We start from the raw sequence: 13210 nt of genomic DNA, 5'->3' as shown, positions 1-13210 counted from the left end.
CAAGGGTTCGTTCAGCAGGGACGACCGTCGCTCTTGTCGATCACATGCCCGGTCACCGCGCCGAGCGCACCGCCGATGACAGTGCCGGTGGTACGATCACCCCGGCCCGCGATTTCGTGGCCCAGCAGGCCGCCCGCGATCGCACCGATGATGGCGCCGCCCGTACCCTTGTCACGGCAGCGATAATTATCGCCACGGTAGCCGCTGCGGTAATAATTGTTGCCCCGATAATAGTTATCACGACCGCCATAATAACGGTCCCCGCGATAGTCGCGATCCCGGCCATGCTTGTACTGGCCATAATGGCGGCCATTGTCCCAGCCATCGCGGGCCGATGCAGGGGCGCTGACGGTCGCAAGCGACGCTACGCTCACGCTCAGGGCTGCGGCGATCTTGATCAACTTCCGGGTCATGATCTTACTCCTTTTCACTCTTTCAATTCCGTGACGGCCGAATCACTCCACCGTCCTTGAGATCCGTTATGCGGTTTTGGCTTTGAGCCGGGGCTGAACATAGCTGTCAGGCTTCGTTCACATTGTGCGACGCAACAGAAATCGGATGAAACGGCGCGGCTTTTCTCTTATGGCGCGTGGCATGCGCCTCGGACTTCTTCTTATCGCCGCCCTTGGCGCGTCCTTTGGTATCGACCAGCTTGTGACCGTCGACAAGGATATCGGGCCGCCCGCCGGACCGGTTACTGTCACGGCAACGCCGCTAACGCTGATGAGCAGCCAGCCCGCCGTCGATCATCTTGGGTCGCTGCATTTCATCGCCGCCTGGCATCTGAAGAGTCCCGATCCCTCCTTCGGCGGTATTTCCTCACTGCTGGTGGAGCCGGACGGCCAGTTGCTCGGCCTGAGCGACACGGGCCTCCTCACCGGACTGGGCCGCCCTCCTGCGAGCGGAGGGAAACAGGTCATCCGTTCGCTTCCCGTTTTCGAACGCGAGCGGCATTGGCCACGGTTCAAGATGGATACCGAGTCGATGGTGACCAATCCCAAGACCGGCCGATCCTGGGTCGGGTTCGAACTGCAGCAACGTATCTGCCGCTATTCGGCCGGGTTTACCCAGGTCGAGGCATGCCGTGTCTGGCCGGAGATGATGCGGTGGCCCAGCACGGGGGGACCGGAAGCGATGGTGCGCTTAACGGACGGGCGCTTCCTGGTGTTTTCGGAAATGGGCAATGGCCCCGACACCGGGAACGACCTGCTCCTGTTCAGCGGCGATCCCGCCAGCCCGCGTACCAAGGCACCAATCCGCATGAATTATGTCCCGCCGCAGGGATACCGCCCTACCGACGCTGTCTCGATCGGGAAGAACCGCCTGCTCGTCCTCAACCGGCGCGCGACGCTCTATGACGGGTTCACGGCGATGCTAGCGCTGGTGGACATCGGAGACATGAAGCCCCGCGCCGTCCTGCGCGCGCAGACGCTCGCCCTCCTCGCGCCACCGGTCCTTGCCGACAATTTCGAGGCACTGGCGGTTGAACAACGTGGCGGCCGCACGATCCTGTGGATCGCGTCCGACGACAACCACAAATTTTTCCAACGTACCCTGCTGTTGGAATTTGCCCTGCCGCCGGAGCTGTCTCTGCCCTGAGACGCGGGGTTCGGGCCGAATATCCCCAAACAAAAAAGCGGCCCCGCAGGACCGCTTTCTATTCCAAGCCAGCGTCGCCGAAACGACGTCGGAAAGCCGCGTCAGGCCGCCTTCTGCTTCTTTTCGATTTCGCGCTTCAGGCGGCGCGCCTTCAGCGACAGCTTGTCGTCAGAGGTCTTGAGCAGCCAGTTATCCAAGCCGCCATTATGTTCGACCGAACGCAGACCATGGGTCGAGACACGCAGCTTCACGCCCGTTTCCAGAGCTTCCGACAGCAGCGTCACATTCTGAAGGTTCGGCAGGAACACCCGCTTCGTCTTGTTGTTGGCGTGGGAAACATTGTGCCCCACTTGACGGCCCTTGCCGGTCAGCTCGCAAATGCGCGACATAGTAATCAACCTTGTTCGTTCGGGTGAATCTGGCCCGGTGATACCGGAAAGCGGCGCGGATAGCGGCTAACGCCCGCTTCGTCAAGCCGCGAGTGCCGCTTGGCGCACGAACCATGTGCGGATAAAGCGGGCGAATGTCCACCCCCTTCCCCCTGCCCCAGCCAATGGCGCGCGCGCTGGACTTGGCCCGTCGCGCGGCGCAGGCGGGCGAGGTGCCAATCGGCGCGGTGGTGACCCGCGACGGCGTCATCATCGGCGAGGGCGAGAACCGCAACCGCCGCGACAGCGATCCCACCGCCCATGCGGAAGTCGTCGCGATTCGCGCCGCCAGCGTAGCGCTGGGCGACTATCGCCTCACCGGCTGCGATCTGTGGGTGACGCTGGAGCCGTGCGCGATGTGCGCCGGGGCGATATCCCACGCCCGGATCGCACGCCTGTATGTCGGCGCGGCCGATCCCAAGGGCGGAGCGGTCGAGCATGGCGCGCGGGTGTTCACTCACCCCCAGTGCCACCATCGGCCGGAACTCTATTCCGGCATCGGGGAAAGCGAGTCGTCGAGCTTGCTGCGCACCTTCTTCGCTGAACGACGCTAGCTCAATAGGCGATACGGTAGAGCGTGTAGGGCATCCCCGATGCCAATGTGACCGGATGCAGCCAGACCGGCACTTGTCCTCGCGCCAGCTGCGCATAAAAGCCGCGGGGACTGCGCGACTGATAAACTGTCCCTTCCGGGAAATCCGGACAGAACAGCAGATAGGTCGCCTTGTGCCGTGCGGCGATGGCGCGGAACATGTCGGGAGTGCCATCGAAGGCGTGGTGGATGTCGAGGATCGCTTCGCCATTGCGGTGATAGGGCCCGGCGATGGCGCTGTGGTGTGTGGTCGCGATCAGACGCGGCCCGAGGTCCACCACGGTGAAGATGGTCGCAGGCGGCAGACGGTTGAGAGCCGCCAGCGCGGGCAGGGTACGACAGCGTGCGTTGGCGCGGCGGATGCGCTCCATCCGTTCCTTGCGCGCCTTGCTCGCAGCGGTGACCACGGGCGGCTTGCCCGACCAGTTGGCAATCGTCCTGTAGGCGGCAGGATAGACGGCGCTAGCCGACAGGATTGCGCCCACGGCCGCCACCGCCGCAATGCCCAAAGGCCGCGCGATGCCCCGCCCGTCGAGGATCGCCTTCAACGCCGCCCATCCCACCCACGCGGCGGCGGGGATGGAAAGCAACTGTGCGGCGGGCGCGGCGCGGATCTGCCAAAATGTCAGCGCGAGCGCGAACATGGTCATCAGCGCAACGGTTCCCCATGCCCACAGCTTCTCGGGATCGCGCCGCACCGTAACGCAGGCGATCAGCGCGCCGATGCTGCCGAACACTGGCAGCGCCAGCATGGGGATCGCCACATTGAGCGATTCGCGCGCGACCGACTTCGCCTCGCGGATGTTGACGAGCCAAAGCCGCTGCAGCTCCGGCGATATCTGGTAGGCCGAGAAGCATTGCGGCCAGTTCATCCAGGCGAACCCACCGACCAGCCCGCCCACAACCGCCGCTGCCGCCAGCCGCACTGGCCATGTGCGCAGCGGCAGCGCGGTCAGCACGACCATGCCTGCTGCTGCCAGACCCAGCACCGCCACCCATATGGGGGATAGCGCATCACAGACCGGTTGACGGTTGGCGATGCTCGCGAACAGCAGGAACAGTACTGCCGTCCCCCCGCCCAGCGCGACGGCATACGGGAACATGCGCCGGGAAGCGCCCTCCTTGAAGACCCAGCGCAGGCCAATCAGCGCGCCCGCGCCGACCAGATAGACCATCATCTCCATGCCGATGGCGATCGACAGCGCGCTCGCCAGCCCGGCGACGATGCCGCCCCGCACCCATTTCGGATCGACAATCCCCGCGAGCATCGTCACCGTCAGCGCCAGTTGCCAGCCATGATGATCGATCCGCAGCGGCACATACATGCCCAGTCCCATCGGCGCGCCCAGCGGCCCCAGTACCGCAATCAGCCACGCGCTGCCGTCCGTAATCCGCCGGGTCACAAACCCCAGCGAGAGCATCAGCAGCAAGAGCGGCAGCAACGGCGCGATCGCGCAGGCAAGGCGGTCCGCATGCCCCTCGGTCAGGAATGCGCGGAAAAACAGCATCAGCGCACCAAGTGGCAGATCGACGATGCGCGACCAGTGGATGTCTGCCCCCACCGGCGGGTTCAGCCGATACTGACGCAGATCGAACCAGCCTTGGCCCTCGATCCAGTCGCGCACCTGAAGATAGCGCATATTGTCATCGGTATCGCCCAGCGCGAACCAGTGGATCGTTTCCGACCGCAGCGCGAGATAATAGCTCGCGACGCCAATCCAGCACAGGAACGTCACCCATTTCCAGTTGGCGTCGGCCCACACCAGCACCGCGTCGAACCGCGCGCGCTTCGTGCCGCTACCCTTGCCCGTGGCCAACCGGATGTTGCCGCTTCCCATCATCGGGCACAGGGATTAGAGCAGCCACCGCAAAGCGCAACGGGGTCACATGAAAATCCTTGAACGATGGTCCTCGATTTCGGCAGAACGCCGTGCGCTAATCGCGCAGGTCGCACGCTACGGAATTGTCGGCCTTGGCATAACGCTGGTGCAGGCGGCGATCTACTGGATACTCGCGACGTGGGCGCATTGGCACAGCCAGATCGCGAATGGTGCCGGCTATGGCGTGGCTGTCATGCTTGGCTATGTCCTCCACAACCGCATCACCTTCCGCGACGCAAAGCGCCCGACGAGCACCGCCGCCCACGCCACGCGCGGCGTCAAATTCGTCGCGGTGTCGCTCCTCAGCTTGGCGCTGAACGCCCTGTGGGTCTGGCTGTGCGTGTCCTGGCGCGGCTGGCCGACATGGACACCCATCCCCGGCATGCTGTTCATCACGCCGGGGATCGTGTTCGTGCTCAACCGTCAATGGGTGTTTGGGGAACGATAGGCGAGCGGCAGCCTGTCCTGCCCTCGCCTCTCATCAGTTTCAATGGACGAAGCGCGCAACCACATCGCGGTAAGACCGGCTGACCTTCACCTGCGCGCCTGATTCCAGCACGAGAAAGCATTCGCCATTGGTGTGGGGCTTCACCTGCCGCACCTGGGACAGGTTGACAATGGTCGAGCGGTGCACGCGCTGGAAATTGCGCGGGTCGAGCCGCTTCTCCAGATCCTTCATCGTCTCTCGCAGGATCAGTGAATTGTCCGCCGTGTAGATGCACATATAGTCGCCGGCCGCATCAATCCGTTCGATGCTGTCGACATCCACGCGGAAAATCTGCCCGCGATCCTTGATGTTGAGCAGCTTTTCGTAGCGGCTGGCCGCGTGGCCCTCGTCTTCCTCGCTCGCCGCGAAATCGGACATGGCTTCAGGCGCGATTTCCGCCAGCACGCCGCGCAGGCGCTCGGCTTCCTGAACCTGTCGCTTTTCCCCCAAACGCTGGCGGACGCGGTCAAGCGCGTCGGCGAGACGCTGCTCGTCCACAGGCTTCATCAGATAGTCGACGGCCTGTGCCTCGAACGCGCGGATGGCGTGGTCGGAATAGGCAGTAACAAAGACGAAAAGCGGCGGTTCGATCTCCATTGTCCCCTGCACAACGGAAAATCCATCGAAGCCAGGCATCTGGATATCGAGAAAGACGAGATCGGGCTTGTGCGTCTTGATCGCGCGGATCGCTTCCCGCCCGTTCTGGCAGGTCTCCACGATTTCCACGTCCTCATGCGCTTCGAGCCGCAATTTCAATCCCTGTATGGCCAGGCTTTCGTCATCAACAAGGATGGTGCGGATAGTCATGCGGCCTCTTTCAAATCCTGTGCGGTCAAGTGCGGCAGTTCGATCGTAACGATAAAACCTCCGCCCGGCGTAGAACGCGTCTCAAACCGATGTCGTTCCCCAAAGGCCTGACTTAATCGGTCGCGTATGTTGACCAACCCTACGCCGGTTGACAGACTTGGCCGTGGCGCTTCCTGATTCAATCCCGGACCCGTGTCGGACACGATGATCTGAACATTTTCACCGGCAGGCTGCGCAATGATGGTAATTTCTGCGCCTTCCTCCTTCGGCGTGACGGCATATTTAATAGCGTTTTCGACGAGCGGTTGCAGCAGCAGCGAGGGCAGATGCGCCTGCGCCACTGCCGGGTCGATCTCGAACGACGCGCGCAGCCGGTCCTCAAAACGCATCTTCTCGATTTCCAGATACAGTTTCAACGTCTCCACTTCCTGCGCCAGCGGCACTAACGCCGTCGGCTCGTTGATGAGGGTGTAACGCAGGAACGACGATAATCGCGAAAGCATGGCGTTTGCCCGGTCGGTCTGCTTCAGGAGAACGAGCGTGGATATGCTGTTCAACGTGTTGAACAGGAAATGCGGATTGAGCTGGTAGCGCAACATCGCAAGCTGCGCGCTCGACGCCTGATTTTCCAGGTGGAGCAGCTGGTCGGCCTGCTCCTCAACCGTCAGATAGAAATTGATCGCATAATAGAGCGCGGACCACGCGAACAGCAGCGTAACGGTGAGATAATAGGTGCCCAGCAGCAACTGGAGACCCACAGCCTCACTCGACCGGTTCTGTGTGGTGAACACCCATGCGTCGATGAATGCACCTGCTCCGGCCGCAACCAGCACCACGACGATAGAGAGTGTCCAGGTTATGACCGGTCGTTGCGTCAGCAGGAACCGGAAAATCACCGCCATCAGCAGCGTCAGCGAATAGCCGGTGATGGTCGAGATCAGCACGGGCACCAGAAACGAGAGCGGCTGCCCGTTCGCCAAACCCGATATGCCGCGCAAGATGAACGCGCCTGCCCAGCCGACCGACTGCAGGTTCCAGAACGCCCGGTTCTTGTCCTGGAAAAAAGGCTTGGGCTGGAAGGGGTTGACGGAGATAACGGACATTATGGCCCGATCCTAACGGCAAAAATCCGGGCTGCGAACCCGTTTCTTACGCAATCTGTTGGACGGACGCAATCGGCGCGTTTTCCCGCAGCGCCCCTTGGGGTCGATCGTCTCCGGCAAGATCGATCCACAAAATGTCCGCCGTTTCCAGACGCCGTCCGTCCTGGGCCAACACAACCACTTCCTGAACCGGTTGCCGGTCGCGCCGATCTACCAGCCTTGGCGTGCACGGCGCGCCGCGCTCCCACTTTTCCGCCCACTGGCGCAGGGCTATCATGACCGGGCCCAACGCCCGCCCCTTGCACGTCAGGCGATATTCGACGCGTCGCTTGTCGCAGTCCATGACCTGACGGTCCAATATGCCGTTATCCACCATCCGCGTCAGGCGGTTGGACAGGATGTTGCGCGCGATACCCAGAGACGACTGGAATTCCTCGAAATGCCGCAATCCCGACATCGCGCCGCGCAGGATGAGAAACGACCAGCGCTCCCCGATCACTTCGAGCGCGTCGGGCAGCGGACAATTTTCCCACCGGGGGGTCGATTCATGGACCATGGCGGGCAGGATAGAGCAATTTGTCCATTGTTGCAAAAGCGGGCTTCACGGCGACACCTTACGATAATTCGCGCCCCCGCGCGTTTTTTAGTTGCGCCTGCCCATCCTTCGCCCACATCGTCTTCACCATGTTGCGTCAGTACGAGCTTGTCGAACGGGTAAAGCGCTACGATCCGAACGCGGACGAGGCGATGATCAACCGTGCCTATGTGTTCTCGGTGCAGAAGCACGGATCGCAAAAACGCGCCAGCGGCGATCCCTATTTCAGCCACCCGATCGAGGTCGCGGGTATATTGACCGATTTCTACATGGACGACGCGACGATCGTAACGGCGCTGCTTCATGACACGATCGAGGACACCCTCGTGACATTCGAGGAGATCGAGCAGCTCTTCGGGCCGGAAATCGCGCGGCTCGTCGACGGCGTGACGAAGCTTAGCAAGATCGAGGCGCAGTCGGAAAACGAACGCGCGGCCGAAAACCTGCGCAAGTTCCTGCTCGCCATGTCGGACGACATCCGCGTGCTGCTGGTGAAGCTCGCCGACCGACTGCACAACATGCGCACGCTCCATTTCATACAGAATGTCGACAAACGTCGCCGTATCGCGCGCGAGACGATGGAAATCTATGCGCCGCTCGCCGAGCGGATCGGCATGTACGACTTCATGCGCGAGATGCAGCTGCTCGCCTTTCAGCAGCTCGAACCCGAAGCCTATGACAGCATCACCCGTCGACTGGAGCAGCTGAAGGAAGGCGGCGGGGACAAGGTCGCGCGGATCGCGTCCGGTCTCCAACTGCTGCTCGGCAGCGCGGGGCTGAAGGTCAATGTATCGGGCCGCGAAAAGCATCCTTATTCCATCTGGAAGAAGATGCAGGAACGGCACATCAGCTTCGAGCAGCTGACCGACGTCATGGCGTTCCGCGTGATCGCCAAGGATGCGGACGATTGCTACCGCGCGCTCGGCATCATCCATCGCAAGTTCAAGATGGTGCCGGGCCGATTCAAGGATTATATCTCGACCCCCAAGCGCAACGGCTATCGATCGATCCACACCACGGTCATCCACGGCGAAAATGCGCGGATCGAGGTGCAGATCCGTAGCGCCGAGATGCACCGGGAGAACGAGTTCGGGCTTGCCGCGCACTGGGCCTACAAGCGCGATGGATCGGCACAGCCCGACGGTCAGGCGGCATGGCTACGCGACTTGATCGAAATTCTGGAACAGAGCCACGACGCGGAAGAGCTGCTCGAAAACACGCGGCTCGCCATGTATCAGGACCGTATCTTCGCATTCACGCCCAAGGGCGAACTGCACCAGTTGCCCAAGGGGTCGACGCCCGTTGATTTTGCCTATGCGATCCACACCAGCCTGGGCGACCAGACGGTTGGCGCGAAGGTCAACGGGCGCGTCGTGCCGCTGCGTACGATCCTGGAAAACGGCGATCAGGTCGAAATCCTCAAAAGCCAGGGGCAGGAACCGCAGCCAAGCTGGCTCGCCTTCGCGATCACCGCCAAGGCCCGCACCGCCATCCGCCGGTACATCCGGCACAAGCAACGCGACGAGATGATCGCTCTGGGCGAGAACATCTTTGAGGAAATCGTCGGCCGCCTGCCCGTTGCTGTCGGGGAAAAGGCGATCAAGGCCGCGCTCAAGCGCCTGAAACTGGACGACCGGCCCGCACTGATGATCGCCATCGCGACCCACCGTGTGACCGATGCTGAGGTGATGGAAGCGCTGATACCCGGGTCAACCACCGGTGAGGGAGCCGAGGACCATGCCCCGCGCCAGCACAACCCGGTGTCGATCCGTGGTCTGACGCCCGGCATCGCATACAAGCTGGGCGATTGCTGCCACCCCGTGCCGGGCGACCGCATTGTCGGCATCCGCCGCACAGGCGAACCGATCGAGGTGCACACGATCGACTGCATGGCGCTGGAAAGCGGGCAGGACGATGACTGGGTCGACCTCTACTGGGACAGCAAGTCCAAGGGCGGCACCGCGCGGCTGCAGGTTGTGGTGAAAAACCAGCCCGGCACGCTTGCTGCTGTGTCGAACATCTTCGGCGTCAACAAGGCGAACATCCTCAACCTGCAACTGGTGAACCGCGACGGCCCGTTCCACACCGACATCATCGATCTGGAGGTCGCCGACGCGCAGCATCTGATGCGCATCGTCTCCGCGCTGCGCGCACTGGATTGTGTCGCGCAGGCGGACCGGGTTTAGGCCAAAGATGCAGAACGATTCAGCAGGAGGCCGGCCATCCTATCGATGCCCGGCCCTCAACGCCCTCGTCCGTCAGTCGAACAGCTCCTCCAGAAACGACTTCCGCCGCTTGGGATAGCCATAGCGCTGGTCCTTTGGATGGCCGTAACCCTGATGTGGGGGCACGGAGACGGTCGGTTGGGCGCGGGGCGCAGCCTCGCTAGCGCTGCGCTCAATAATCTTGTCGAGTTCGCCACGATCAAGCCAGACGCCACGGCATTGCGGGCAATAATCGATCTCCACTCCCTGCCGGTCACTCATGGCGAGGGGAACCTTACAGACGGGACAGGGCATGTTATGGGCTGACGTCACATATACCTCCAAAAAATCGGTCGGATCGATCGAAGGCGCCGGTAAGGTAAAACCCCTGGCCGCAATGGGCACCGAGCGCACTCGATGCGGTCCGACATCGCGACCGCATCGAGCGATCGCCAGAGGGGCCCGGCCCGCCCTTATAACATAGACCGCGGCGGACGGCGTTCAAGGTCCGGTTCGCTATTTTAGACACAGGGCAGGCGCGCCGCCGCAGAAACGTTTGCCTATCGCAGTTCGATCCACACCGGTGCATGGTCGCTGGCCTTTTCCCGGCCGCGATATTCCTTGTCGACCTGCGCATCGGTTAGGCGGTCCGCAGCGCCAGGAGACAGCAGCAGATGATCGATGCGGAAGCCCGCATTGCGGGGCCAGGCGTTCATCTGATAATCCCAGTATGTCCACACCCCGCCCTCCGGGTGGCGGCTCGCCAGCGCGTCGGTCCAGCCGTCCCCGGTGAGCGCGCGATAGGCGGCGCGGCTTTCCGGCTGCATCAGCGCGTCGTCCTGCATCGCGCGGACCGAATAGGTATCGCGATCATAGGGGATGACATTATAGTCCCCGGCAAGAATCGCAGGGATTTCCTCGGCCCAGATCTCCGCAGCGCGGGCGCGCAGACGCTTCATCCAGCGCAGCTTGTAATCAAATTTCGGCCCAGGCTGCGGATTGCCATTGGGTAGGTAGATCGACGCGACCCGCACGCCATGCACGTCCGCTTCGATATAGCGGCTATGCTCGTCCTCTGCCTCGCCGGGCAGGCCGCGCAGTACCTCTACCGGCGTCGCGCCGCGCGCGAGGATGGCGACGCCATTGAACCCCTTCTGCCCGTGCCACAGCGCGCCATAACCGGTGGCCTCGATATCCTTGACCGGAAACGTCTCGTCCGAGGTCTTGATTTCCTGAAGGCAGGCGATGTCGGGCCGGGTCTCGTCCAGCCACTCGATCAGGCGCGGCAGACGCGCCTTGATGCCGTTGATGTTGAATGTCGCGATACGCATGGCGGCAAGAGGGAGCGGAAAGCGGTGGCGGCGTCAAGCGCAGAGTGCGGACAAATATGTTACACCGCCAACCCGTACCGTTAGAAGGGCGTTAGAAGGGCGTTAGATGGGCGTTAGATGGAGAAGCTCGATCCACAGCCACACCCGGCCGTTGCATTGGGATTCGTCACCTTGAACGCTGCCCCGCCCAGATCTTCGATATAATCAACAGCCGCGCCGCGCACGAGGTCGAGGCTGACCGCGTCCACCACCAACGTCACGCCGTCGGTCTCTACCGCGAGATCGTCACCCTCCACGGTATCGGCAAGGCCAAAGCGGTACTGGAACCCGGAGCAGCCCCCGCCCTCGACCGCGAGACGCAGGATGGCGGGCTTGCCCTGTTTGCTGGCGATGGTCGCGACGCGCGATGCGGCAGAGGGTGTCAGGGCAATATCGGTCATAGGTGCAACATAGGCGCACGGCACGCCCCCGACAAGGACGTCCCCCTAAAGAACAGCCGCGTCAGGCGCGGCGGTACATCACTTGATCTTGGCTTCGTCGCTGGGGCGCGGACCACCCATGGCGACAGGCGGCGTCGAATTGAGCGCCATGGCGCGTTCCGACCCGGTTACAAACGGCAGAGGGTTGATCGCTGCGCCCGCGATGCGGATCTCGTAATGCAGGTGGCTTCCCGTCGAACGGCCGGTGGAGCCCATCAGGCCAATCAGCTGGCCGCGCTTCACACGCTCATTGGCGGAAACCAACAGGCGGGACAGATGGCCGTAACGGGTTTCAAGCTCGTTTCCATGGTTGATGGCAACAAGATTGCCATACCCGCTGGAGCGTTCCGAGCGGCTGACGATGCCATCCGCAGTCGCATAGACCGGCGTGCCGACCGGACCAGGGATGTCGATGCCCTTGTGCATACGGGCCTGACCGTTGAACGGATCGGCGCGTACGCCATAGTTGCTGGTCAGCTCAAGCTTCTCCACCGGGCGGCCGGAAGGAATATAGATCGCCTGGCGCGGAGCGGAAACGATGCCTCCATTGTCCATGCGCTGCCAGCTGGAAAACAGCGAGTTGAAGGTCGCGTCGCTGCCGGTTGCACCAGCGATGGCAGGCTGGGCTGCTTCCGTCAGGTCGTCGCTATACGGACCGTCGTCATCGAGCGGGACGTTGCGTGCCTGAAGGGGCATCGCGGCACAGCAGCAGGCGACGATTGCGGCGCCAGCCAAGGCTTTGGAAACTGCGGATATTTTCTGGAACAAAATATTCGACGCGACGTTGACATTCACTACAGGCAGCATGCGACCCCGGCTTTGGGACAAGCGGTTTCCGCTTTTGGTCCCTCTATATGTTTCAGCAGTGCGTCTGCTGTTGGCATCATGTCTGCCAAAGGAGGGTTAATAGGCAAGCGCGGCGTAGTATTCCCGCGTTAAACCGGCCTCGTCGCGCGCTGAGTCGTTGAACGGAGGCTTAACGGACCCCCGGAAGTGCCGATTAACAAGCATTTGCCAGTGATTCGGGGCACTTACCCCTATTCGATTCGCCGCGAATTTAAACCATTTCGTCCCGGCAGAGACGTGGTTCACCTCATCCCGCAGGATTCGCGTTAAGATTCGCGCACTCATCGCGTCATCTGCCTGCGCGAATCGTTCTATCGTGAGCGGAGTGATGTCGAGGGCGCGCGCTTCCAGCACCATGGGCACAATGGCCAAGCGTGCCGTCACGTCGCCTGCCGTCTCGCTGGCCGCCTGCCAAAGCCCATCATGCGCCGGACACGCACCATATTGGCTACCCAAAGCGCGCAGCCGCCGGTTGAGCACGGCAAAATGCATCGCTTCGTCGGCGCCCACCGCGATCCAGTCATCGACAAAATCGCGTGGCATTTCCGCGCCAAAACGGCCGATCAAGTCGAATGCCAGATCGATGGCGACAAACTCGATATGCGCAAGCGCGTGAAGCATATGGATCCGGGAGCGCAGCGACCCACCCTTTCCACGCCGGGGCATCCGACTGGGCGGCAGAAGTTCGGGCGTAGCCGGTCGCGCAGGCCGGTCCGGCATGGCGCAATCGAACTGGTGGGCAATCCGCCCCGCGCGCCAGCCCCGCGCCACCGCACGCGCCGTCATCAGCTTCGCACCGGGATCTGCGCACAACATCACCGCGCGGCAGGCGGCGGCAATGCTCAAGCTTTCGACCTCG

The 13210-nt window shown here is 62.4% G+C and carries 15 protein-coding genes; 4 read left to right on the top strand and 11 right to left on the bottom strand.

The window, feature by feature from the left end; translation table 11 throughout:
• Positions 1 to 11: 11 nt before the first annotated feature.
• A complete protein-coding gene (locus tag FHS92_RS14280) occupies positions 12 to 416 on the bottom strand; it encodes a glycine zipper 2TM domain-containing protein (RefSeq protein ID WP_184081510.1) in 405 nt (134 codons plus the stop codon).
• A 178-nt stretch (positions 417 to 594) separates the two neighbouring features.
• On the opposite strand from FHS92_RS14280, the gene FHS92_RS14275 reads away from it, so the two are divergent.
• Entirely contained in the window at positions 595 to 1599 is a 1005-nt protein-coding gene (locus tag FHS92_RS14275; RefSeq protein ID WP_184081407.1) for an esterase-like activity of phytase family protein, read from the top strand.
• Between the two features lie 101 nt (positions 1600 to 1700).
• Here FHS92_RS14275 and rpmB read toward each other — a convergent pair whose 3' ends face one another.
• Positions 1701 to 1988 (bottom strand): 50S ribosomal protein L28, encoded by a 288-nt coding sequence (rpmB, locus tag FHS92_RS14270; RefSeq protein WP_184081406.1) that lies wholly within the window; start codon positions 1986 to 1988, stop codon positions 1701 to 1703.
• 134 nt (positions 1989 to 2122) lie between these two features.
• Here rpmB and FHS92_RS14265 point away from each other — a divergent pair, with 134 nt between their 5' ends.
• Entirely contained in the window at positions 2123 to 2581 is a 459-nt protein-coding gene (locus FHS92_RS14265) for a nucleoside deaminase (RefSeq protein WP_184081405.1), read from the top strand.
• A 1-nt stretch (position 2582) separates the two neighbouring features.
• Here the strand turns inward: FHS92_RS14265 and FHS92_RS14260 are convergent, their stop codons facing one another.
• On the bottom strand, positions 2583 to 4457 hold the full coding sequence (locus FHS92_RS14260; RefSeq protein ID WP_425506258.1) for a phage tail tape measure protein: 1875 nt from the start codon (positions 4455 to 4457) through the stop codon (positions 2583 to 2585).
• 49 nt (positions 4458 to 4506) lie between these two features.
• Between FHS92_RS14260 and FHS92_RS14255 the strand changes: the two genes are divergently transcribed.
• Complete coding sequence (locus FHS92_RS14255; protein ID WP_184081404.1) at positions 4507 to 4947, top strand: GtrA family protein; 441 nt, start codon at positions 4507 to 4509, stop codon at positions 4945 to 4947.
• A gap of 39 nt (positions 4948 to 4986) precedes the next feature.
• On the opposite strand, the gene FHS92_RS14250 is transcribed toward FHS92_RS14255, so the two are convergent.
• The 3 genes from FHS92_RS14250 to FHS92_RS14240 are packed head-to-tail and all read right to left on the bottom strand — an operon-like array spanning position 4987 to position 7452.
• Positions 4987 to 5793 carry a LytR/AlgR family response regulator transcription factor gene (locus FHS92_RS14250; protein ID WP_184081403.1) on the bottom strand — a complete coding sequence of 269 codons (807 nt, stop codon included), beginning with the start codon at positions 5791 to 5793 and terminating at the stop codon, positions 4987 to 4989.
• A complete protein-coding gene (locus FHS92_RS14245) occupies positions 5790 to 6887 on the bottom strand; it encodes a histidine kinase (protein ID WP_184081508.1) in 1098 nt (365 codons plus the stop codon). Before FHS92_RS14245 ends, FHS92_RS14250 begins: the two co-directional genes overlap by 4 nt.
• A gap of 55 nt (positions 6888 to 6942) precedes the next feature.
• Positions 6943 to 7452, bottom strand: coding sequence for a winged helix-turn-helix transcriptional regulator (locus tag FHS92_RS14240; protein WP_184081402.1), 510 nt, complete (start codon positions 7450 to 7452; stop codon positions 6943 to 6945).
• Between the two features lie 128 nt (positions 7453 to 7580).
• On the opposite strand from FHS92_RS14240, the gene FHS92_RS14235 reads away from it, so the two are divergent.
• Positions 7581 to 9677 carry a RelA/SpoT family protein gene (locus FHS92_RS14235; RefSeq protein WP_184081401.1) on the top strand — a complete coding sequence of 699 codons (2097 nt, stop codon included), beginning with the start codon at positions 7581 to 7583 and terminating at the stop codon, positions 9675 to 9677.
• Positions 9678 to 9749: 72 nt separating this feature from the next.
• Here the strand turns inward: FHS92_RS14235 and FHS92_RS14230 are convergent, their stop codons facing one another.
• From FHS92_RS14230 to FHS92_RS14210, 5 genes are all read right to left on the bottom strand, one after another.
• A complete protein-coding gene (locus tag FHS92_RS14230; RefSeq protein WP_184081507.1) occupies positions 9750 to 10010 on the bottom strand; it encodes a TFIIB-type zinc ribbon-containing protein in 261 nt (86 codons plus the stop codon).
• Between the two features lie 245 nt (positions 10011 to 10255).
• Entirely contained in the window at positions 10256 to 11026 is a 771-nt protein-coding gene (gene xth, locus FHS92_RS14225; RefSeq protein ID WP_184081400.1) for an exodeoxyribonuclease III, read from the bottom strand.
• 113 nt (positions 11027 to 11139) lie between these two features.
• On the bottom strand, positions 11140 to 11466 hold the full coding sequence (erpA, locus tag FHS92_RS14220; protein WP_184081399.1) for an iron-sulfur cluster insertion protein ErpA: 327 nt from the start codon (positions 11464 to 11466) through the stop codon (positions 11140 to 11142).
• A 78-nt stretch (positions 11467 to 11544) separates the two neighbouring features.
• A complete protein-coding gene (locus tag FHS92_RS14215; RefSeq protein ID WP_246352014.1) occupies positions 11545 to 12312 on the bottom strand; it encodes a M23 family metallopeptidase in 768 nt (255 codons plus the stop codon).
• Between the two features lie 96 nt (positions 12313 to 12408).
• Complete coding sequence (locus FHS92_RS14210; protein ID WP_184081505.1) at positions 12409 to 13167, bottom strand: ferritin-like domain-containing protein; 759 nt, start codon at positions 13165 to 13167, stop codon at positions 12409 to 12411.
• Positions 13168 to 13210: the final 43 nt, after the last annotated feature.

Origin of the sequence: Sphingobium subterraneum (genome assembly GCF_014199435.1) — a bacterium.
Lineage (GTDB): Bacteria > Pseudomonadota > Alphaproteobacteria > Sphingomonadales > Sphingomonadaceae > Sphingobium > Sphingobium subterraneum.
Note: the sequence above shows the minus strand (reverse complement) of the source record. Positions and strands in the feature narration are given on the sequence as shown.

Excerpts from the sequence above, each read along its gene's own strand:
- FHS92_RS14240 (WP_184081402.1), bottom strand. The coding sequence starts at position 7,452 with ATGGTCCATGAATCGACCCCCCGGTGGGAAAATTGTCCGCTGCCCGAC.
- FHS92_RS14215 (WP_246352014.1), bottom strand. The coding sequence starts at position 12,312 with ATGCTGCCTGTAGTGAATGTCAACGTCGCGTCGAATATTTTGTTCCAG.
- FHS92_RS14255 (WP_184081404.1), top strand. The coding sequence starts at position 4,507 with ATGAAAATCCTTGAACGATGGTCCTCGATTTCGGCAGAACGCCGTGCG.
- FHS92_RS14250 (WP_184081403.1), bottom strand. The coding sequence starts at position 5,793 with ATGACTATCCGCACCATCCTTGTTGATGACGAAAGCCTGGCCATACAG.
- FHS92_RS14265 (WP_184081405.1), top strand. The coding sequence starts at position 2,123 with ATGTCCACCCCCTTCCCCCTGCCCCAGCCAATGGCGCGCGCGCTGGAC.
- xth (WP_184081400.1), bottom strand. The coding sequence starts at position 11,026 with ATGCGTATCGCGACATTCAACATCAACGGCATCAAGGCGCGTCTGCCG.
- FHS92_RS14235 (WP_184081401.1), top strand. The coding sequence starts at position 7,581 with ATGTTGCGTCAGTACGAGCTTGTCGAACGGGTAAAGCGCTACGATCCG.
- rpmB (WP_184081406.1), bottom strand. The coding sequence starts at position 1,988 with ATGTCGCGCATTTGCGAGCTGACCGGCAAGGGCCGTCAAGTGGGGCAC.
- FHS92_RS14260 (WP_425506258.1), bottom strand. The coding sequence starts at position 4,457 with ATGGGAAGCGGCAACATCCGGTTGGCCACGGGCAAGGGTAGCGGCACG.
- FHS92_RS14275 (WP_184081407.1), top strand. The coding sequence starts at position 595 with ATGCGCCTCGGACTTCTTCTTATCGCCGCCCTTGGCGCGTCCTTTGGT.
- erpA (WP_184081399.1), bottom strand. The coding sequence starts at position 11,466 with ATGACCGATATTGCCCTGACACCCTCTGCCGCATCGCGCGTCGCGACC.
- FHS92_RS14230 (WP_184081507.1), bottom strand. The coding sequence starts at position 10,010 with ATGCCCTGTCCCGTCTGTAAGGTTCCCCTCGCCATGAGTGACCGGCAG.
- FHS92_RS14210 (WP_184081505.1), bottom strand. The coding sequence starts at position 13,167 with ATGTTGTGCGCAGATCCCGGTGCGAAGCTGATGACGGCGCGTGCGGTG.